The organism is Streptomyces sp. NPDC051963, from assembly GCF_044593495.1.
In the GTDB taxonomy this organism is placed as follows: domain Bacteria; phylum Actinomycetota; class Actinomycetes; order Streptomycetales; family Streptomycetaceae; genus Streptomyces.
The window spans coordinates 104,404-123,972 of the sequence record NZ_JBIUCC010000005.1; the positions used below are offsets into that span (position 1 = coordinate 104,404).

General features: G+C 66.8%; 17 protein-coding genes. 9 read left to right on the forward strand and 8 right to left on the reverse strand.

From position 1 onward, the window contains the following. The first annotated feature begins 113 nt into the window (after positions 1-113). Positions 114-677, forward strand: coding sequence for a dihydrofolate reductase family protein (locus ACIHFB_RS21215; RefSeq protein ID WP_365271619.1), 564 nt, complete (start codon positions 114-116; stop codon positions 675-677). Between the two features lie 214 nt (positions 678-891). On the opposite strand, the gene dnaB is transcribed toward ACIHFB_RS21215, so the two are convergent. Beyond that, positions 892-2,364, reverse strand: coding sequence for a replicative DNA helicase (dnaB, locus tag ACIHFB_RS21220; RefSeq protein ID WP_365271621.1), 1,473 nt, complete (start codon positions 2,362-2,364; stop codon positions 892-894). A 460-nt stretch (positions 2,365-2,824) separates the two neighbouring features. On the opposite strand from dnaB, the gene ACIHFB_RS21225 reads away from it, so the two are divergent. Further along, complete coding sequence (locus ACIHFB_RS21225; protein WP_365271624.1) at positions 2,825-4,162, forward strand: MATE family efflux transporter; 1,338 nt, start codon at positions 2,825-2,827, stop codon at positions 4,160-4,162. A gap of 207 nt (positions 4,163-4,369) precedes the next feature. On the opposite strand, the gene rplI is transcribed toward ACIHFB_RS21225, so the two are convergent. The 4 genes from rplI to rpsF form a co-directional block, all read right to left on the reverse strand. Next, positions 4,370-4,816 (reverse strand): 50S ribosomal protein L9, encoded by a 447-nt coding sequence (gene rplI / locus ACIHFB_RS21230; RefSeq protein WP_210592323.1) that lies wholly within the window; start codon positions 4,814-4,816, stop codon positions 4,370-4,372. Between the two features lie 18 nt (positions 4,817-4,834). Continuing rightward, on the reverse strand, positions 4,835-5,071 hold the full coding sequence (rpsR, locus tag ACIHFB_RS21235; protein ID WP_003949403.1) for a 30S ribosomal protein S18: 237 nt from the start codon (positions 5,069-5,071) through the stop codon (positions 4,835-4,837). A 71-nt stretch (positions 5,072-5,142) separates the two neighbouring features. Beyond that, complete coding sequence (locus ACIHFB_RS21240) at positions 5,143-5,751, reverse strand: single-stranded DNA-binding protein (RefSeq protein WP_365271627.1); 609 nt, start codon at positions 5,749-5,751, stop codon at positions 5,143-5,145. Between the two features lie 76 nt (positions 5,752-5,827). After that, positions 5,828-6,118 carry a 30S ribosomal protein S6 gene (gene rpsF, locus ACIHFB_RS21245; protein WP_073787253.1) on the reverse strand — a complete coding sequence of 97 codons (291 nt, stop codon included), beginning with the start codon at positions 6,116-6,118 and terminating at the stop codon, positions 5,828-5,830. 277 nt (positions 6,119-6,395) lie between these two features. Between rpsF and ACIHFB_RS21250 the strand changes: the two genes are divergently transcribed. The 3 genes from ACIHFB_RS21250 to ACIHFB_RS21260 all read left to right on the forward strand — a co-directional run bounded on the left by ACIHFB_RS21250 (position 6,396) and on the right by ACIHFB_RS21260 (position 9,094). Continuing rightward, complete coding sequence (locus tag ACIHFB_RS21250; protein WP_365271630.1) at positions 6,396-6,710, forward strand: hypothetical protein; 315 nt, start codon at positions 6,396-6,398, stop codon at positions 6,708-6,710. A 165-nt stretch (positions 6,711-6,875) separates the two neighbouring features. Further along, positions 6,876-7,997 (forward strand): peptidoglycan bridge formation glycyltransferase FemX, encoded by a 1,122-nt coding sequence (gene femX, locus ACIHFB_RS21255; protein ID WP_400127606.1) that lies wholly within the window; start codon positions 6,876-6,878, stop codon positions 7,995-7,997. Between the two features lie 65 nt (positions 7,998-8,062). Then, a complete protein-coding gene (locus tag ACIHFB_RS21260; protein WP_365271636.1) occupies positions 8,063-9,094 on the forward strand; it encodes an alanine racemase in 1,032 nt (343 codons plus the stop codon). A 111-nt stretch (positions 9,095-9,205) separates the two neighbouring features. Here the strand turns inward: ACIHFB_RS21260 and ACIHFB_RS21265 are convergent, their stop codons facing one another. Continuing rightward, on the reverse strand, positions 9,206-10,723 hold the full coding sequence (locus ACIHFB_RS21265; RefSeq protein ID WP_365271639.1) for a glycosyltransferase 87 family protein: 1,518 nt from the start codon (positions 10,721-10,723) through the stop codon (positions 9,206-9,208). 121 nt (positions 10,724-10,844) lie between these two features. Beyond that, positions 10,845-13,532, reverse strand: a complete 2,688-nt coding sequence (locus tag ACIHFB_RS21270) for a transglycosylase domain-containing protein (protein ID WP_400127607.1) — start codon at positions 13,530-13,532, stop codon at positions 10,845-10,847. Between the two features lie 384 nt (positions 13,533-13,916). Here ACIHFB_RS21270 and ACIHFB_RS21275 point away from each other — a divergent pair, with 384 nt between their 5' ends. The 4 genes from ACIHFB_RS21275 (at position 13,917) to ACIHFB_RS21290 (ending at position 17,688) form a co-directional block, all read left to right on the forward strand. After that, entirely contained in the window at positions 13,917-14,597 is a 681-nt protein-coding gene (locus ACIHFB_RS21275) for a PadR family transcriptional regulator (RefSeq protein WP_365271645.1), read from the forward strand. Between the two features lie 44 nt (positions 14,598-14,641). Continuing rightward, complete coding sequence (locus tag ACIHFB_RS21280; RefSeq protein ID WP_365271648.1) at positions 14,642-15,724, forward strand: inositol-3-phosphate synthase; 1,083 nt, start codon at positions 14,642-14,644, stop codon at positions 15,722-15,724. Positions 15,725-15,803: 79 nt separating this feature from the next. Beyond that, positions 15,804-17,066: an MFS transporter gene (locus ACIHFB_RS21285; RefSeq protein WP_400127608.1), complete on the forward strand. Its 1,263-nt coding sequence runs from the start codon at positions 15,804-15,806 to the stop codon at positions 17,064-17,066. Positions 17,067-17,187: 121 nt separating this feature from the next. Beyond that, on the forward strand, positions 17,188-17,688 hold the full coding sequence (locus tag ACIHFB_RS21290) for a hypothetical protein (RefSeq protein WP_400127609.1): 501 nt from the start codon (positions 17,188-17,190) through the stop codon (positions 17,686-17,688). 115 nt (positions 17,689-17,803) lie between these two features. Here the strand turns inward: ACIHFB_RS21290 and ACIHFB_RS21295 are convergent, their stop codons facing one another. After that, on the reverse strand, positions 17,804-19,270 hold the full coding sequence (locus ACIHFB_RS21295; RefSeq protein WP_400127610.1) for a CCA tRNA nucleotidyltransferase: 1,467 nt from the start codon (positions 19,268-19,270) through the stop codon (positions 17,804-17,806). Positions 19,271-19,569: the final 299 nt, after the last annotated feature.

Genomic DNA, 19,569 nt, shown 5'->3' on the forward strand with positions numbered 1-19,569 from the left:
TGATGTCACCCGAGATCAGTCTCAGATCGATGCCATTTCCTCGGCGGACCGATGAGTTTCCCTCGCCGCGCCGGTCTGTACGCGTGAGACCGACTCACGGAAGGCCGGCGCCCATGCGGAAACTGATCTACGGCATGAACCTGTCCCTGGACGGGTACATCGCCGCGCCAGGCGACGACATCGGCTGGGGCGTGCCGAGCGACGAGCTGTTCCAGTTCTGGTCCGACCAGTTGCAGGCGACCGACCTGACGCTGTACGGGCGCAAGCTGTGGCAGACGATGAGCTCCCACTGGCCGACCGGCGACCAGCAACCGGGCGCCACCCCGGCGGAGATCGAGTTCGCACGCCGCTGGCGGGACATGTCGAAGGTGGTGTTCTCCTCGACGGTCGACAAGGTCGACTGGAACACCCGCCTGGTCACCGGCGACGCGGTCGCCGAGATCACCCGGCTCAAGGCCGAGGACGGCGGCCCGATGGACATCGGCGGCGCGACGCTCGCCGGGGCGGCCATGCGGGCCGGGCAGATTGACGAGTACGTGCTGGCCACCGCGCCGGTCCTGGTGGGCGGCGGCACGCCGTTCTTCACCGCGCTGGACAGCTGGGTGAACCTGAACCTGGTGGAGACGCGGACGCTTCCCTGCGGCGTGATCCTGACCAGGTACGAGACGAGGCGCTGAGCGCCCGTCATGCGGCTCGACCGTCGGCCGGGTCCACGCGAACATGAACGCCACCACCGGGGTGGACCAACGGAACGTCCGCTACGGACAAGCCGACTGCTGCTGACGGATACTCACCGTCGCCGTGACACTGTTCATCGCGTACCCCCGCCCCATGGGCAACGACCCGTACAACCACGGGTGTCAGCCAGGCACTGACGGGTCCGGCGTCGGATCAGGTCTGCGCCATGTCCACGAATCGCGAGTAGTGACCCTGGAAGGCGACCGTGATCGTCGCCGTCGGGCCGTTACGGTGCTTGGCCACGATCAGGTCGGCCTCGCCAGCGCGTGGTGACTCCTTCTCGTAGGCGTCCTCGCGGTGCAGCAGGATGACCATGTCGGCGTCCTGCTCGATGGAGCCGGACTCACGCAGGTCGGAGACCATCGGCTTCTTGTCGGTGCGCTGCTCGGGACCACGGTTCAGCTGCGAGAGCGCGATGACCGGGAGCTCCAGCTCCTTGGCCAGCAGCTTGAGGTTACGGGACATGTCCGAGACCTCCTGCTGACGGCTCTCGGCTCGCTTGGAGCCGCCGGACTGCATCAGCTGGAGGTAGTCGATGACGACCAGCTTGAGGTCGTTGCGCTGCTTCAGCCGGCGGCACTTGGCGCGGATCTCCATCATCGACAGGTTCGGGGAGTCGTCGATGTAGAGCGGGGCGGCGGAGACGTCCGGCATCCGTCGGGCCAGTCGGGTCCAGTCCTCGTCGGTCATCGTGCCGGACCGCATGTGGTGCAGGGCGACGCGTGCCTCGGCGGACAGCAGGCGCATCGCGATCTCGTTGCGGCCCATTTCGAGGGAGAAGATGACACTCGGCAGGTTGTTCTTGATCGACGCTGCACGCGCGAAGTCCAGCGCAAGCGTGGACTTACCCATGGCAGGTCGCGCGGCGATGACGATCATCTGGCCCGGGTGAAGGCCGTTGGTCAGCGAATCGAAGTCGGTGAAGCCGGTGGGCACACCGGTCATCTCGCCGCTGCGCGAACCGATCGCCTCGATCTCGTCGAGTGCGCCCTCCATGATGTCGCCGAGCGGCAGGTAGTCCTCGCTGGTGCGCTGCTCGGTGACCGCGTAGATCTCGGCCTGCGCGCGGTTGACGATCTCGTCGACGTCGTCGTCGGCCGCGTATCCCATCTGCGTGATACGGGTGCCCGCCTCGACCAGGCGGCGCAGAACGGCCCGCTCGTGCACGATCTCGGCGTAGTACTCGGCGTTCGCCGCCGTCGGCACCGTCTGTACGAGCCCGTGGAGATAAGACGCGCCGCCGACCTTGTTGATCTCGCCCCGCTTGGTGAGCTCGGCGGCGATCGTGATCGGGTCGGCCGGCTCCCCCTTGGCGTAGACGTCGAGGACTGCCTGGAAGATCGTTTCGTGCGCGGGCTTGTAGAAGTCGTTGCCCTTGAGGATTTCGACGACGTCGGCGATGGCGTCCTTGGACAGGAGCATGCCGCCGAGGACGGACTGCTCGGCGTCGAGATCCTGCGGCGGTACGCGCTCGAAGGATGTGCCCCCGCCGTCCCAGGCGCCGTTCTCCCCGCCGCGGTCGTGCTGTTCGCCGCGGCCTCCGTCGCCGCGTCGGCGAGAGGCGGGCAGACGATCACCCGGACCGCTGTCGGCCCACGGGTCGTCCAAGGGCTCGGAAATACTCACCGAGCCACCTCCTCCCGTCCGCCGAGCGGACCCTCGCCGTGCCCCTCTTTTCTACGGCACGGCACTGACAAATAAGAGGCCCAACTCCGGTTCTGGCGCGTCGGTTTTGTAAGGCTTTCCAGGCCGACGGACGGAGCGGGCGCCGGACCACCGTAGGCCCGTCGGCACCGTCAGCCAATCTGGTTATCCACAGGCCATGTGGACGACGGCCCCGATGCTGTGGAGAACTCCGCGAAACCTGTGCACGACACGGTGGACAGGCCTGTGAACAAGCCTCAGCTGCTCCAAGGAATACCGCCCTGACCTGCACCTTTCCCGTCCACCGGCTGTGCAGAAGAAAAACTTTCCCAGTCGGGCCAAGATCACTTCGATCTGCGCAGGGGAGTACACAGGCCGAGACGGTCAGTAAGGGTCTCACTACCTTTGCATCTCTTACCTGTGGACGATTACATTGATGCTCATGACACAGGCTCCAGCGACCCCCCGGGCCGCCCGACGACAGCACGATCGCGAGATCGTCGCACTGGCCGTCCCGGCCTTCGGCGCACTCGTCGCCGAGCCCCTCTTCGTCATCGTCGACAGCGCGATCGTCGGCCATCTCGGCACGGCACAACTCGCCGGACTCGGGGTTGCTTCAGCCCTCCTCATGACAGCCGTCAGCATCTTCGTCTTCCTCGCCTACGCCACCACGGCGGCCGTTGCCCGACGCGTCGGCGCCGGCGACCTCCAGGCCGCCATCCGCCAGGGCATCGACGGCATCTGGCTGGCGCTGCTCCTCGGTGCAGCGGTCGTGGCCGTCGTCCTGCCCACGGCACCAGCCCTCGTGGACCTCTTCGGCGCCTCGCACACGGCAGCGCCGTACGCGATCACCTATCTGAGGATCTCTGCGCTCGGCATACCGGCCATGCTCATCGTGCTCGCCGCGACGGGCGTCCTGCGCGGACTACAGGACACCAAGACACCTCTCTACGTCGCCATAGCGGGCTTCGTCGCCAACGGTGTCCTGAACGTGGGGCTCGTCTACGGAGCCGACCTCGGCATCGCCGGCTCCGCCTGGGGCACCGTCATCGCGCAGTTCGGCATGGCCGCGGCCTACCTCGTGGTGGTCGTCCGCGGAGCCCGCAGTCACGGCGCTTCGCTGCGCCCCGACATCGCAGGCATCCGGGCCTCCGCACAAGCAGGCGTGCCCTTGCTGGTGCGCACCCTCTCTCTACGGGCCGTCCTCATGATTGCCACGGGCGTAGCGGCCCGCCTCGGTGATGCCGACATCGCAGCGCACCAAATCATCCTGTCCCTCTGGAGCCTGCTCGCCTTCGCCATGGATGCCATAGCGATCGCCGGGCAGGCCATCATCGGGCGCTACCTGGGCGCCGGGGACACCGAGGGCGCCCGCGCCGCATGCCGACGCATGGTGGAGTGGGGTATAGCCACCGGGGTCGTACTGGGCCTGTTGGTAGTGGTCGCCCGCCCGCTCTTCCTGCCGCTGTTCACCAGCGACTCCGCGGTCACGGATGTCGCCCTGCCCGCCTTGCTGATGGTGGCCCTCTGTCAGCCGATCTGCGGCATCGTGTTCGTCCTGGACGGCGTACTGATGGGTGCGGGCGACGGACCCTATCTCGCACGGGCGATGGTGCTCACCCTTGTGGTCTTCACGCCTGTCGCGCTTCTTGTCCCCGTGCTCGGCGGAGGGCTCACCGCGCTCTGGGCCGCCATGACGCTGATGATGGCGGTCCGGATGCTGACCTTGTGGCTGCGTACCCGCTCGGGCCGCTGGATCGTCACGGGCGCGACCCGCTGAGCGTTTCACGTGAAACGACATGGTGGCCGTTTCACGTGAAACACCGTGGGCCGGGGCCGTCATGTTTCACGTGAAACACGCGCCGTTCCATCGTCCACCGGTCAGCAGTCCACCGTCCGCAGTCCGCGCACACCATCGCGATGGACACGGCGAAGGGCCGCACCCTGCTGGGTGCGGCCCCTCTTTCAGCTATGCCGAGCGCAGCGATCAGGCCGCGACAACCTCGATGCTGACCTTGGCGGCAACCTCGGGGTGCAGACGCACGGACGTCGCGTGGGCGCCCAGGGTCTTGATCGGCGCACCGAGCTCGATGCGGCGCTTGTCGACCTCGGGACCACCGGAAGCCTTGATCGCGGAAGCGATGTCGGCCGGGGTGACGGAACCGAAGAGACGACCGGCGTCGCCGGAGCGGACGGCCAGGCGAACCTTGACACCCTCGAGCTGAGCCTTGATCTGATTGGCCTGCTCGATGGTCTGGATCTCGTGGATCTTGCGAGCACGACGGATCTGCTCGACGTCCTTCTCGCCGCCCTTGGTCCAGCGGATCGCGAAGTTCCGCGGGATCAGGTAGTTGCGAGCGTAACCGTCCTTGACGTCGACGACGTCGCCCGCGGCACCGAGGCCGGAGACCTCGTGGGTGAGGATGATCTTCATTTGTCGGTCACCCTTCCCTTAGCGCGCGGTGGAGGTGTAGGGCAGCAGCGCCATCTCACGGCTGTTCTTCACAGCCGTGGCGACGTCACGCTGGTGCTGCGTGCAGTTGCCGGTCACGCGGCGGGCACGGATCTTGCCGCGGTCGGAAATGAACTTCCGCAGCATGTTCGTGTCCTTGTAGTCCACGTACGTGACCTTGTCCTTGCAGAAAGCGCAGACCTTCTTCTTAGGCTTGCGCACAGGCGGCTTCGCCATGGTGTTTCTCCTGTGTGATCAAGAAGTGTGGGTACGACCCGCCTTCGACCACGGGCACACGGCCCGAAGTCCTAGAAGGGGGGCTCGTCCGAGTAGCCGCCGCCACCGCCGCCGCTGTTGCCGCCGGAGTTTCCACCCCAGCCACCGCCGCCGCCCTGCTGACCACCGGCGGGAGCGCCGGTTGCCCACGGGTCCTCGGCGGGAGCACCGCCGCCGCCCTGCTGACCGCCGCCGGAGCCACCGCCCCAGCTGCCGCCACCCTGGCCGCCGCCGCCACCGCCGCCGAAGCCGCCACCGCCACCCTGGCCACCGCGGCCGGCGGTCTTGGTGACCTTGGCCGTGGCGCTGCGCAGGCTGGCACCGACTTCCTCGACGTCCAGCTCGTAGACCGTGCGCTTGACGCCCTCACGGTCCTCGTAGGACCGCTGCTTCAGCCGGCCCTGCACGATGACGCGCATGCCTCGCTGGAGCGACTCGGCGACGTTCTCCGCCGCCTGACGCCAGACCGAGCAGGTGAGGAAGAGGCTCTCGCCGTCCTTCCACTCGTTCGTCTGGCGGTCGAAGGTGCGGGGAGTGGACGCGACACGGAACTTCGCGACCGCCGCACCGGAAGGGGTGAAGCGCAGCTCGGGGTCGTCGACAAGATTGCCGACGACCGTGATGACGGTCTCGCCTGCCATGGGGGAACCTCTCGGCGGGTTTGCTGCTGGCTGCTTGTGCTGCTACTCGAATCCCGAGATCAGCTGAGCGGGAGGCTCAGTGGGTCTCGGGGCGGAGGACCTTGGTCCGGAGGACCGACTCGTTCAGGTTCATCTGGCGGTCGAGCTCCTTGACGATCGCGGGCTCAGCCTGCAGATCGATGACCGAGTAGATGCCCTCAGGCTTCTTCTTGATCTCGTACGAGAGACGACGACGGCCCCAGGTGTCGACCTTCTCCACCTTCCCGTTGCCCTCACGGACGACGGAGAGGAAGTTCTCGATCAGCGGGGAGACAGCGCGCTCCTCGAGATCGGGGTCGAGGATGACCATCACCTCGTAGTGACGCATGTGGAACCCACCTCCTTTGGACTCAGCGGCCACGGTCGTTCCGTGGCAGGAGGGTTGTTATGCGTTGTGCACCAGTGTTCGCCAGTAAATCAGCCGCCACTGACAATCGGCGGTTCCCCAGGGGATTCCGAGTCGTGACGTGGGCATACACCGGTGCAGAGGCTACAGAGTACCCGCACTCCGGCTTCCGGTTGAAATCCGGCCGCCGACACCGACACTCTGTACACATCGGGTGTGTTTGGCGCTACGATGCGCCGTCTTCCGCAGGAGGTGCCCTATGGCACAAGCATTGCGACCCAACACCGTCGGAGGCCTGTTCGCCACGGACGGCAAACCCCACCCGCTCCAGGACGCGCTTCTCGCGGTGACTCTGGTGCTGGGCGTCGTCTCGTTCGTCACAGCGATGTTCCACAGCCTGCATCTGCTCAGCTCCTGGACGGGCCTGGTGGGGATCGTCACCGGCGCCTACGGACAGTGGATCTCGGAGACGACCCGCGAACGCTTCGGTCTGATCCTGGGCCTCGGCGCCGCGGCGATCGGCTTCTTCCTGGGCATGGCGCACGGCGGCCTCTTCGGTGGGGTCTTCGGCTGACGCCAAGGACACCGTCCCCAACACCGCGGAATGCCTCGGCGGCCAACAGGCCGGGGCGAAGCTTCCGTATGCCCAGTCGGGGCGCTCCCCGGGCGCAGTAGGCTTCGGCGCTAGAGCCGGAGCCCCTGTACCCATGGGGACACACCAGCCCGAGGAGCGCCCTGAATGAGCCTGACCCTGAGGACGATCAGTCGCGAGCAGCATCTGGCGTATATCCAGACCCTGCCAGCGGCGAGCCACATGCAGGTTCCGGCCTGGGCTGATGTCAAGGCGGAGTGGCGCTCCGAGAGCCTCGGATGGTTTGACGACCGGACCGGTGAACTGGTCGGCGCAGGGCTCGTCCTCTACCGCCAACTGCCCAAGATCAAGCGCTACTTGGCCTATCTGCCCGAGGGCCCGGTCATCAACTGGTTCGCGCCGAATCTCACCGAGTGGCTGGAGCCGATGCTCGCGCACCTCAAGCAGCAGGGCGCCTTCTCCGTGAAGATGGGCCCGCCGGTGATCATCCGGCGCTGGGAGGCCGGCTCCATCAAGCAGGGCATTCAGAACCCGGATGTGAAGCGGCTGCGCGACATCGAGGCCGACTTCATCGAGCCCCGCGCTTTCGAGGTCGCCGACAAGCTCCGCCGTATGGGCTGGCAGCAGGGGGAGGACGGGGGCGCCGGCTTCGGCGACGTACAGCCCCGATACGTGTTTCAGGTGCCGCTGGCCAACCGCTCCCTGGAAGACGTCCACAAGAACTTCAACCAGCTCTGGCGCCGCAACATCAAGAAGGCGGAGAAGGCCGGGGTCGACGTCGTCCAGGGCGGCTACCACGACCTCGAGGAATGGCAGCGGCTGTACGAGATCACAGCGGTGCGCGACCACTTCCGGCCCCGCCCGCTGTCGTACTTCCAGCGCATGTGGACGGCCCTCAACACCGAGGACCCCAACCGCATGCGGCTGTACTTCGCCCGCCACAACGGTGTGAACCTGTCGGCCGCGACCATGCTGATCGTCGGCGGCCATGTCTGGTACTCCTACGGCGCGTCCGACAACATCGGCCGTGAGGTCCGGCCCTCGAACGCGATGCAGTGGACGATGCTGCGCGACGCCTATGCGCTCGGCGGCACCGTCTACGACCTGCGCGGCATCTCCGACTCGCTGGACGAGACCGACCACCTCTTCGGCCTGATCCAGTTCAAGGTGGGAACGGGCGGGCAGGCCGCCGAGTACCTCGGCGAGTGGGACTTCCCGCTCAACAAGCTGCTCCACAAGGCGCTCGACATCTACATGTCCCGGCGCTGACACACCACAATTTGCTTTCACATCTCTGATACACCGCAGCCACGAGAAAGGTTCCAGGTCCGGCCATGGCGCTCACGCTTTACGTCGACACCGCGCGCTGGCGGGCGCATCACAAGCACGTGCAGGAGCAGTTCCCGGGCCTGGTCCCGGTCTGCAAGGGCAACGGCTACGGCTTCGGACACGAACGGCTCGCCGAGGAGACCACACGGCTGGGCTCGGAGGTCCTCGCCGTCGGCACGACGTACGAGGCAGCGCGCATAAAGGACTGGTTCGGCGGTGACCTGCTGGTGCTGACGCCGTACCGGCGGGGCGAGGAGCCCGTTCCGCTGCCCGACCGGGTCATCCGCTCCGTGTCGTCGATCGACGGCGTGTACGGCCTCGTGGGCGCCCGGGTGGTCATCGAGGTGATGTCCTCGATGAAGCGGCACGGAGTGAGCGAGCGTGACCTGCCGCAGTTGCACGCCGCCATCGAGAACGTCCGCCTGGAGGGCTTCGCCATCCACCTGCCGCTGGACCGCACCGACGGCTCGGACGCCGTCGAGGAGGTCATCGGCTGGATGGACCGGCTGCGCGCGGCACGTCTGCCGTTGCACACCATGTTCGTCAGCCACCTCAAGGCCGAGGAACTGGCCCGTCTCCAACAGCAGTTCCCGCAGACCCGCTTCCGGGCCCGTATCGGCACCCGGCTGTGGCTGGGCGATCACGAGGCCACCGAGTACCGCGGCGCGGTCCTGGACGTCACCCGCGTCTCCAAGGGCGACCGCTTCGGCTACCGGCAGCAGAAGACGGCCTCCGACGGCTTCCTGGTGGTCGTGGCGGGGGGTACGTCGCACGGGGTGGGCCTGGAGGCCCCCAAGGCGCTGCACGGCGTCATGCCGCGCGCCAAGGGCGTCGCACGCGCCGGCCTCGCCACGGTCAACCGGAACCTTTCTCCCTTCGTCTGGGACGGCAAGCAGCGCTGGTTCGCCGAGCCGCCGCACATGCAGGTCTCCATCCTGTTCGTGCCCGCGGACGCCGCAGAGCCGAAGGTCGGCGACGAACTGGTGGCCCATCTGCGACACACCACCACGCAGTTCGACCGGCTCGTCGATCGCTGACGGCTGTCCGACAGCAGAAAGGCGCCGCCTGTCGGCGCCACGACAGAAGAAAGGCCGTACACGGAGACACCGTGTACGGCCTTTTGCGTGGCCCGACTACGCCCCGTTCGCTCAGAGCGAACGCTCCTCGGACGGCCCCGGGCTTGCACTGCCCCACTCCACTTGAGGTCCCTCGAAGTGAGCCGCGTGCCGCGGCGGATGGGCTGCCGCACCGAACACGAACACGTCCTCCGCGCCGTCGAGAACACCGCCCGAGGGGTCGTCGTCGCCGGACCTGCGCACCACGTCCCGCTCCGGCATCAGGATGTCGCGCACGATCACCGCGCACAGGTACAGCGTCCCCAACAGGTGCAGCCCGATGGCCCAGTGGTAGCCGTCGGTCGGAAGGCCCTTGTGAGCGTCTCCGCTGGTCGTGTACGCGAGGTACATCCAGATGCCCAGGAAGTACGCCACCTCGCAGGCCTGCCAGATCAGGAAGTCCCGCCACTTCGGCCGGGCCAGCGCGGCGAGCGGGATCAGCCACAGGACGTACTGCGGCGAGTAGACCTTGTTGGTGAGGATGAACGCCGCGACGATCAGGAAGGCGAGCTGGGCGAAGCGCGGACGGCGCGGTGCGGTCAGTGTGAGCGCCGCGATGCCGGCACAGCACACCAGCATCAGCAGAGTGGCGAGCGTGTTGACGGTCTCGGTGCTGAGCGGGTTGGTCGAGTTCTGGGACATGATCAGCCAGAAGGAGCCGAAGTCGACGCCCCGCTCCTGGCTGAACTCGTAGAACTTGGACCAGCCCTCGTAGGCGAACAGCATCACCGGCACGTTCACCACCAGCCAGGCGACGATCGCCCCGCCCAGTGCCGTCCCGAACTCCCGCCATTTGCCCGCACGCCAGCACAGCACGAGCAGCGGGCCGAGCAGGAGGAAGGGATAGAGCTTGGCGGCCGTAGCGAGCCCCAGGAGGACGCCGAAGGCGAGCGAACGGCCCCGCGACCACATCAGCATCGCCGCGGCCGTCAGAGCGACCGCCAGCAGGTCCCAGTTGATGGTGGCGGTCAGCGCGAGGGCGGGCGCCAAGGCGACCAGCAGACCGTCCCAGGGCCGCCGAGCGTGCGTACGGGTCACGCAGACGGCGATGACGGCGGCGCACACCATCAGCATCCCTGCGTTGACCATCCAGTACCACTGCTCCTGGTCCTGGATGCTGCCGCTGCCGGGCGTGAGCCAGGCGGCCACCTCCATGAACACTCCGGTCAGCACCGGGTACTCGAGGTACTGCATGTCGCCGGAGAGCTTGTCGAAGTACGGCACGAGCCCGTCGGCGAAGCCGCGCCCCTGGTAGAGGTGCGGAATGTCCGAATAGCAGGCGTGCGTGTACTGCGAGCTGGCGCCGAAGAACCAGGCACCGTTGTAGCAGGGCGCTTTCTGGACCAGGCCGAGAGCGAACATGCCGATCGCCACGAGCGCGATGATCCGTACCGGGGTCCACCAGGACGTCCCGAACAGAGCACGCCGGCCGATGGGACCACCGATCAGCTCGCTGCCGCGCGCGGCGACCGCGTCTTCCTTGGTCGGCGGCACCGGGTCCGACTGGTGCACGCTCGCTTGCGTCGATTCAGCACTGGGCATGGGGGACATCCTGCCGTACCCACCTAGGGATACGCCGAGGGCCGCCGCACCTCCTGGGTGCGACGGCCCTCGTTTCACGTGAAACATCCGGGTGTTTCACGTGAAACACGCATGCCGGACGGTCCGGCGGCTAACCGGACGACCCTCCGAGGAATCCTCCGTTGCCGTTGCCGTTGTTTCCGCTCTCGTCGCCTGTCTCCGTAGCGGTTGGTGAGGACGTCACACCGCCGTCCGTGCCTCCGGAATCTGTACCGCCCGAATCCGTGCCACCCGTTTCGCAGCCGAAGAAGCCGCAGGTCTCGCTGGCCGAGGGCGAGGGAGAAGTCAAGGTCTCGCTGGGCGTCGGCGTCGGCGTCGGGCTCTCCTCCTCCGTCTCCGTGATAGTGGGAGTGGGCGTAGGCGTCGGCTCATTGACGATCTTGCCAATGGGGTTGGCCGTCGGGAAATCAACCGACGGCTGACCCTTCAGCGCCGACTCCATGTAGTCGTGCCAGATCTGGGCCGGGAACGAGGCACCGTGGATCGACTCCTGGTCACCCGTGCCGTACATCTCCAGGAACGTACGGTTCTTCTTGGTCTCGTCGTCGTCGTACCGGAACATGGTGATCGACGTGGACAGTTGCGGGGTGTACCCGACGAACCAGGCGGACTTGTTGCCGTCAGTGGTACCGGTCTTGCCGGCCACCTCACGGCCGGTCAGCTGGGCGTTGGTACCCGTGCCCTTGTCCACGACCGTCTTCAGGACGTCCGTGACGTTGTCGGCGACATCCGCGGTGAACGCCTCCTTGGTCGCCGTCTCGTGCGTGTAGACCGCACCGTCCTTGCTCGTGACCTTCTGCACGGAGAACGGGTCACGCTGCTTGCCACTGGCCGCGAACGTGGCATAGGCACCCGCCATACGGATCGCGCTGGGGTCGGAGGTCCCGATGGAGAACGTCGGGTAGTTGGTGCCGGCCAGGCTGTCCTCCTTGAGGCCTGCGTTCATGGAGGCCTCCTTCACCTTGTCCAGGCCGACATCCATGCCGAGCTGCACAAAGGCGGAGTTCACCGACTCACGCATCGCCTCGCGGAGGTCGATCTGGTAGTTGGGCGGAGTGCCGTACGACTGGTCGCCGTCATTGACCTGAAGCCACTCCTTGTCCTTCTCGTTCTTCCAGACCTCTCCGGTGTAGTCCTCGATCTTGAGCTTGTTCTTGCCGCTGAAGAGGCTCTTGGGGGACACCTGGGTCCGCTCGTCCTGTGCCTGCGTCGCGCTCAGCTCCGGATCCCGTACACCCCACGTCATCGCTGCCGCGAGGACGAACGGCTTGAACGTCGAACCGACCTGGGCGCCGGTCACGTCGGCGTTGTTGGTGAAGTGCTTGGTCGCGTCCTCACCGCCGTAGATGGCCTTGATCGCGCCGGTCTTCGGATCCACGGAGGCACCGCCGAACTGGACGTGCGTGTCCGTCTCCGGGCGCTTCTTGGGGTCGATATTGGCCTTCTGGACCTTCTTGACCGAGTCCTCGAGCTCCTTGACCTTCTTCTTGTCGAAGGTCGTGTAGATCGAATAACCGCCCTGCTCCAGATCGCTCTGGGTGATCTTCGTGTTGTTGACCAGATACGCCTTGGCAAGGTCGACGAGATAGCCGACCTGGCCGCTCAGCGCCGCGTTCGAGCGCGGACTCTGGGTCTTGGGGAGTTCGGTGTACTTGGCCCGCGTCGTGGCGTCCAGATGGCCGTACTCGACCATCTTGTCCAGAGTGTCCTGCATTTGGATCTTTGCTCGCCGCTTGTTCGCCTCGGCACTGGCTCCGACCGGGTCGATGGAGGGCGAACCCGCCGGGTCGTAGTACGTGGCGCCCTTGAGCGTCGCTGCCAGGAAGGCGCACTGGCCCTCGTTCAGGTCGATGGCGTCCTTGTTGAAGTACGCACGCGCGGCCGCCTGGATGCCGTAAGCCCCGCGACCGTAGTACGCGGAGTTCAGGTAGCCGGCCATGATCTCGTCCTTGGAGAGCTGCGAGCCCACCTTGATGGAGACGAAGATCTCCTGGAACTTCCGGGAGACGGTCTGCGACTGGTCGTTGAGCATCGCGTTCTTGACGTACTGCTGGGTGATCGTGGAGCCACCCTGCGTCTCGCCGCCCCTGGCCATGTTGAACACGGCGCGGGCGATGCCCTTCGGGTCGATGCCGCTGTCGGTGTAGAAGGTCTTGTTCTCCTGGGAGATGACGGCGTTCCGCATCGCCTCGGGGATCTGCGAGAGGTTGACGATCTGACGGTTCGTCTCGCCACCCGTGGAGACCATCTCGCTGCCGTCGGACCAGTAGAAGACGTTGTTCTGCGCCTCTGCGGTCTTCTGGATGTCGGGGATTCCCACCATCGCGTACCCGATACCCGCCACGGCCACCAGGCTGCCGAAGAAGCCGATGCACAGACCGGAGACCAGCTTCCACGACGGCACCCAGCGCTGCCAGCCGTACTTGCCGGCCCGCGGGTAGTCGATGATCCGCTTCTTGCCGGTGGGGACCGCTCGCCCTCGGCCCCGTCCGGGACCGGTGGGGCCGCCGGGACCGGCGCGCCGGTCGGCACGGCCCGGGTCGGCCGCTCTGCGGCGGCCCCCCGCGCTTCTCTGTGCCGCACGCCGGGCCTCGGCGCGGCCGCCGTACGGCCGCTCCTCGCCACCCGACCCGGAATCCGACCCGTACGCATCGGAAGGAGACCCGGTGGCGCCTCGCGGTGCCGCGCGGCGACCTGTGGGCAAGCCGGACTGACCGCGTCGGGCCGCGGCACGTCCGCCTCCCTGCGGCTGCGGCGGTTTGCGACGGTGCTCGCTCATCGAACGACTACTCCTAGGGCAGGCGCACCGTGGCGCGCCTGGAAACGGCGGCAGGTTTCCGGTCCCCCCGAAGTACGGATGTGGTCGGTCCTGCATTCACCCGTACTGCACCGAGGACGAGGACGTCCCCAGGCGTCACTCGGTTCCCGGTGGTTTGCATGCCGCACAGACTACGCACCGTCAAAACCTGCCGAGTCCCGAAGTTCACCCCAAATCAGGCAACTTACTTCCTACGAATCGGTGATGTGATCCCGTTCACCGTTCTCCCTCTTGTCGCATCCGCAAGGTCGTTCTATCGTCGTGATGTATCGAGTCGATACATCAGCGCGGCATAAAGACCGTCACGGCGCCCGTCTGACGGGCCGCGGCAGAGAGGAGGCGACGATGAGCCGGCGTTCCGGGATCCTTGAGTTCGCCGTACTCGGCCTGCTCCGCGAATCCCCGATGCACGGCTATGAGCTGCGCAAACGACTCAACACATCACTGGGTGTGTTCCGTGCGTTCAGCTACGGCACGCTCTACCCCTGCCTCAAGACGCTGGTCGCCAACGGCTGGTTGATCGAAGAGCCGGGGAACACGTCCGAGGACGCCCTCGCCGCGCCCCTGGCCGGCCGCCGCGCCAAGATCGTCTACCGGCTGACGGCGGAAGGTAAGGAGCATTTCGAGGAACTGCTCTCGCAGACCGGGCCCGACGCGTACGAGGACGAGCACTTCGCCGCTCGCTTCGCTTTCTTCGGGCAGACGTCACGCGATGTACGCATGCGCGTGCTCGAAGGACGACGCAGCCGGCTGGAAGAGCGCCTGGAGAAGATGCGTGCCTCTCTGGCACGCACCCGGGAGCGCCTCGACGACTACACGCTTGAGCTCCAGCGCCACGGGATGGAGTCCGTGGAGCGCGAAGTGCGCTGGCTGAACGAGCTCATCGAAAGTGAGCGGGCGGGCCGGGACCGGAAGGGTCCCGCCCACGGAGAAGCCGCTCGCGACACCACAGAGGGAGCGCCGGGCGTCCTGCCCCGGACCGGGGACACCCCCGGTCCGGATACGCCCGGCGACACCACCACGTGAGACCCCTGCCAGGGCCTCACTCGTACACACAGGGAGCAACCGGAATGGGTTCGGTTCGCGTAGCCATCGTCGGCGTCGGCAACTGCGCTGCGTCGTTGGTGCAGGGAGTCGAGTACTACAAGGACGCCGACGCGGCGTCGAGGGTCCCCGGCCTGATGCACGTCCAGTTCGGCGACTACCACGTCAGTGACGTGGAGTTCGTCGCCGCGTTCGACGTCGACGCGAAGAAGGTCGGCCTGGACCTCGCGGACGCCATCGGCGCCTCCGAGAACAACACCATCAAGATCTGCGACGTGCCGAACAGCGGCGTGACCGTCCAGCGCGGCCACACGCTCGACGGCCTCGGCAAGTACTACCGCGAGACCATCGAGGAGTCCGCCGAGGCTCCGGTCGACGTCGTCCAGATCCTCAAGGACAAGCAGGTCGACGTCCTCGTCTGCTACCTGCCCGTCGGCTCCGAGGACGCGGCGAAGTTCTACGCCCAGTGCGCCATCGACGCCAAGGTCGCCTTCGTCAACGCCCTTCCGGTCTTCATCGCCGGCACCAAGGAGTGGGCGGACAAGTTCACCGAGGCGGGCGTCCCGATCGTCGGCGACGACATCAAGTCCCAGGTCGGCGCCACCATCACGCACCGCGTCATGGCGAAGCTGTTCGAGGACCGCGGCGTCGTCCTGGACCGCACGATGCAGCTGAACGTCGGCGGCAACATGGACTTCAAGAACATGCTCGAGCGTGACCGTCTGGAGTCCAAGAAGATCTCCAAGACGCAGGCCGTCACCTCCCAGATCCGCGACCGCGAGCTGGGCGCGGACAACGTCCACATCGGCCCGTCCGACTACGTCGCCTGGCTCGACGACCGCAAGTGGGCGTACGTCCGTCTCGAGGGCCGCGCCTTCGGTGACGTCCCGCTGAACCTGGAGTACAAGCTCGAGGTCTGGGACTCCCCGAACTCCGCCGGCGTCATCATCGACGCCCTGCGCGCCGCGAAGATCGCCAAGGACCGCGGCATCGGCGGCCCGATCCTGTCGGCGTCGAGCTACTTCATGAAGTCCCCGCCGGTCCAGTACTTCGACGACGAGGCGCGGGAGAACGTGGAGAAGTTCATCAAGGGCGAGGTCGAGCGCTAAAGACCCAGGTCTTGCTCGAAATTGAGGGTCCCCGGGGCATTCCCCTCGGGGACCCTCCCCGTATGTGAGGCTGTGCCCCATGGCCGTCGTCCGTGACCTGCGCGTCCTCCTGCGCTTCCAGGGCTTCCGACGCCTGCTCGCCGTACGCCTGCTCTCCCAGGGAGCCGACGGCGTGTACCAGGTCGCACTCGCCTCCTACGTCGTCTTCTCTCCGGAGAAACAGACTTCGGCCACCGCGATCGCCTCCGCGATGGCGGTCCTGCTCCTGCCGTACTCCCTGGTCGGCCCCTTCGCCGGCGTCCTGCTGGACCGCTGGCGCCGCCGTCAGGTTCTGCTGTACTGCAGCCTGCTGCGCGCCCTGCTCGCGACCGCGACGGCAGCCCTGATGATCAGCCACGTCCCGGACTGGCTCTTCTACGTCTCCGCCCTGTGCGTCACCGCCGTCAACCGCTTCGTCCTCGCGGGCCTGTCCGCCGCACTGCCCCGCGTGGTCGACACCGACCGACTGGTGATCGCCAACTCCCTGTCCCCGACCGCCGGAACGCTCGCAGCGACCGCCGGCGGCGGCCTCGCCTTCCTCGTACGGCTCCTGTTCGCGGACTCCGACGCGGCGGTGGTGCTGCTGGGCGCCGTGCTGTACCTGTGCGCCGGGCTGGCCTCGCTGCGGATCTCCCGGGACCTGCTGGGCCCCGACCGAGAGTTGGTGCAGCCCCGCCTCGCAACGGCGCTCTCCGGCACCGCACGCGATCTGGCGGCGGCCGTACGTCATCTCGCCGCGCCGAAGCGCCGGGAGGCGACGTGGGCCCTGTGTGCGATGACGATGATGCGGTTCTGCTACGGCGCCCTGACGGTCATGGTGCTGATGCTCTGCCGGTACGCCTTCACCTCCACCTCGGAGGACGGACTCGCCCTGCTGGGCCTGGCGTTGGCCATTTCCGCCGCCGGCTTCTTCGCCGCGGCGGTACTGACTCCCTGGGCGGCGGGCCGTCTCGGCCCCGGCCGCTGGATCGTCGTGTGCGCGGCGGCGGCCGCGGTCCTGGAGCTCGCTCTGGGCCTGCCGTTCGCCACAACACCCATGCTGGTCGCGGCATTCGTCCTGGGCCTCACCACCCAGGGCGCGAAGATCGCCACGGACACCATCGTCCAGTCCTCGGTCGACGACGGCTTCCGTGGCCGAGTCTTTTCGGTCTACGACGTCCTGTTCAACGCCGCGTTCGTCGGCGCCGCCGCTGTCGCCGCCGCGATGCTGCCCCCGGACGGTCGGTCGGCGCCGCTGGTGGTCACGGTCGCCGTTATCTACGGGGCAGTTGCTTCCACTATGTACCGGCTTGAACGGCAGTAAGTGTCACATCAATGACACAGAGCCACTCCTGACTACAGAGCTGTCAGTGGGGACCGGTAACTTACGTCCGTCTTATTCGCGCCATGTTCGCGTCACGTATCCAGTTCCAGGGGGGACCTCAGTGACAACTCCGCCGCCTCAGGGCCAGAACCCATTCGCACAGGGCCAGAACCCTTACGCCCAGCCCCAGGGCCAGGCTCCGTACCCGCCCCAGGGCGGAGCCCCCTACGCCCAGGGCCAGCCAGGCTTCCCCCCGCAGGGCGGCACTCCGTACCCGCCGGTTCCGCCGGCCACTCCTCCCCGGCGCTTCAGCAAGAAGCTGCTGCGCATCGTCGGGGTCATCGTCCTCGCGATAGTCATCGCCTTGGTCAAGTGGCAGATGGGGAAGACCGACGCCGAGACCACGTCCGTGGGTAGCTGCCTGCACAACAAGGGCAGCCAGTCAGAGCCGGACCTGGCGACGGTCGACTGCTCGTCCGGTGAGGCTCAGTACACGGTCGTCGAGAAGTTCGACAACACCAGCGACGGCAGCAAGTGCGATGCCGTCAAGGAAGCCGAGATCGCGTACTACCAGGTGGGCGACAGCCACGATGTCGTCCTCTGCCTGAAGTCCGTCAAGTAGCGCGAGCCCGACAAACACAGAGGCGATGTTTCACGTGAAACATCGCCTGGGGGCACCTCCAGAACGGGGCGGGGACATGTTTCACGTGAAACATGTCCCCGCCCCTTCTTCAGGCTCAGCCCTGCTCGGCCCACCACTCCTTGAGCGCCGCCACCGCCGCGTCATACTCCATCGGCCCGTTCTCCAGGCGAAGTTCCAGCATGTGCGTGTACGCACGTCCGATGACCGGCCCCGGTCCGACGCCCAGGATTTCCATGATCTGGTTTCCGTCGAGGTCGGGACGGATCGCGTCCAGCTCTTCCTGCTCCTGGAGTTGGGCGATCCACTCTTCCAGGCCGTCATAGGCATTCGCGAGTGCGGTCGCCTTGCGCTTGTTGCGTGTCGTGCAGTCCGAGCGGGTCAGTTTGTGGAGGCGGTCGAGGAGTGGGCCGGCGTCACGGACGTAGCGGCGGACCGCGGAGTCCGTCCACTCTCCGGTGCCGTAACCGTGGAAACGCAGGTGGAGCTCGACCAGGCGGGAGACGTCCTTCACGAGCTCGTTGGAGTACTTCAGCGCCGTCATTCGCTTCTTGGTCATCTTCGCGCCGACCACTTCGTGGTGGTGGAAGGAGACCCGACCGTCCTCTTCGAAGCGACGGGTGCGCGGCTTGCCGATGTCGTGCAGGAGCGCAGCGAGGCGGAGGATGAGGTCAGGGCCGTCCTCCTCGAGGTCGATCGCCTGCTCCAGAACGATCAGCGTGTGGTCGTAGACGTCCTTGTGCCGGTGATGCTCGTCGCGCTCCAGGCGGAGTGCCGGAAGCTCGGGGAGCACACGGTCGGCGAGCCCGGTGTCGACGAGCAGCGTCAGCCCCTTGCGAGGGTGCGCGGACAGGATCAGCTTGTTCAGCTCGTCCCTGACCCGCTCGGCCGAGACGATGTCGATGCGCTCCGCCATTTCCTTCATCGCCGTGACGACCTCGGGAGCCACCTCGAAGTCGAGCTGCGCGGCGAAGCGCGCGGCCCGCATCATCCGCAGCGGATCGTCCGAGAAGGACTCCTCAGGGGTGCCCGGGGTCCGCAGCACACGCTCCGCGAGGTCCTCGAGACCGCCGTGCGGATCGATGAACTCCTTCTCCGGGAGCGCCACCGCCATCGCGTTCACCGTGAAGTCACGCCGGACGAGGTCCTCCTCGATGGAGTCGCCGTACGACACCTCGGGCTTGCGTGAAGTTCGGTCGTACGCCTCGGACCGGTAGGTGGTCACCTCGATCTGAAAGCGTCGATCAACGTCTCCGACGCGGGCATCCTTCTGCACCCCGACGGTCCCGAAGGCGATTCCGACCTCCCACACGGCGTCCGCCCACGGTCGGACGATCTTCAGTACGTCCTCGGGTCGGGCATCGGTCGTGAAGTCGAGGTCATTGCCGAGTCGGCCGAGCAACGCGTCCCTGACCGATCCGCCGACCAGGGCGAGTGAGAACCCGGCCTCCTGGAAGCGGCGGGCGAGGTCGTCGGCGACAGGAGCGACCCGCAGCAGTTCACTGACCGCGCGGTGCTGCACCTGACTCAGGGCACTGAGGTTGTCTTCGTTGGCGTTCGGCACAACAGAAGAGGGTACGTGGCGCGGGCACCCCCGAGCGCCCCCATTAAGGAGGGCTACGTCAGGAGGGCACCGGCGCCTCGCCCAGAAGTCACTGGCACCTCGCCTCCCTGATACCCGCACAAGATCTGTCCTGGCGGCGTACGGAGACGCTCCTCTTTATACGGGCATATACAGGACAGCCCGGCGGCGTCCCCCGATCTTGTGGAGCGGTCCGCGGCACTTCCCCTCAGCGCGCATCGTTACCATGCGTGGGCGGACATTCCGACGACCACTGACGACGACGAGGGACGGACGAGCGC

Bases quoted from the DNA above. Each gene is read 5' to 3' on its own strand.
- ACIHFB_RS21215 (WP_365271619.1), top strand. From the start codon at position 114: ATGCGGAAACTGATCTACGGCATGAACCTGTCCCTGGACGGGTACATC.
- ACIHFB_RS21225 (WP_365271624.1), top strand. From the start codon at position 2,825: ATGACACAGGCTCCAGCGACCCCCCGGGCCGCCCGACGACAGCACGAT.
- rplI (WP_210592323.1), bottom strand. From the start codon at position 4,816: ATGAAGATCATCCTCACCCACGAGGTCTCCGGCCTCGGTGCCGCGGGC.
- rpsR (WP_003949403.1), bottom strand. From the start codon at position 5,071: ATGGCGAAGCCGCCTGTGCGCAAGCCTAAGAAGAAGGTCTGCGCTTTC.
- ACIHFB_RS21240 (WP_365271627.1), bottom strand. From the start codon at position 5,751: ATGGCAGGCGAGACCGTCATCACGGTCGTCGGCAATCTTGTCGACGAC.
- rpsF (WP_073787253.1), bottom strand. From the start codon at position 6,118: ATGCGTCACTACGAGGTGATGGTCATCCTCGACCCCGATCTCGAGGAG.
- ACIHFB_RS21250 (WP_365271630.1), top strand. From the start codon at position 6,396: ATGGCACAAGCATTGCGACCCAACACCGTCGGAGGCCTGTTCGCCACG.
- femX (WP_400127606.1), top strand. From the start codon at position 6,876: ATGAGCCTGACCCTGAGGACGATCAGTCGCGAGCAGCATCTGGCGTAT.
- ACIHFB_RS21260 (WP_365271636.1), top strand. From the start codon at position 8,063: ATGGCGCTCACGCTTTACGTCGACACCGCGCGCTGGCGGGCGCATCAC.
- ACIHFB_RS21265 (WP_365271639.1), bottom strand. From the start codon at position 10,723: ATGTCCCCCATGCCCAGTGCTGAATCGACGCAAGCGAGCGTGCACCAG.
- ACIHFB_RS21270 (WP_400127607.1), bottom strand. From the start codon at position 13,532: ATGAGCGAGCACCGTCGCAAACCGCCGCAGCCGCAGGGAGGCGGACGT.
- ACIHFB_RS21275 (WP_365271645.1), top strand. From the start codon at position 13,917: ATGAGCCGGCGTTCCGGGATCCTTGAGTTCGCCGTACTCGGCCTGCTC.
- ACIHFB_RS21280 (WP_365271648.1), top strand. From the start codon at position 14,642: ATGGGTTCGGTTCGCGTAGCCATCGTCGGCGTCGGCAACTGCGCTGCG.
- ACIHFB_RS21285 (WP_400127608.1), top strand. From the start codon at position 15,804: ATGGCCGTCGTCCGTGACCTGCGCGTCCTCCTGCGCTTCCAGGGCTTC.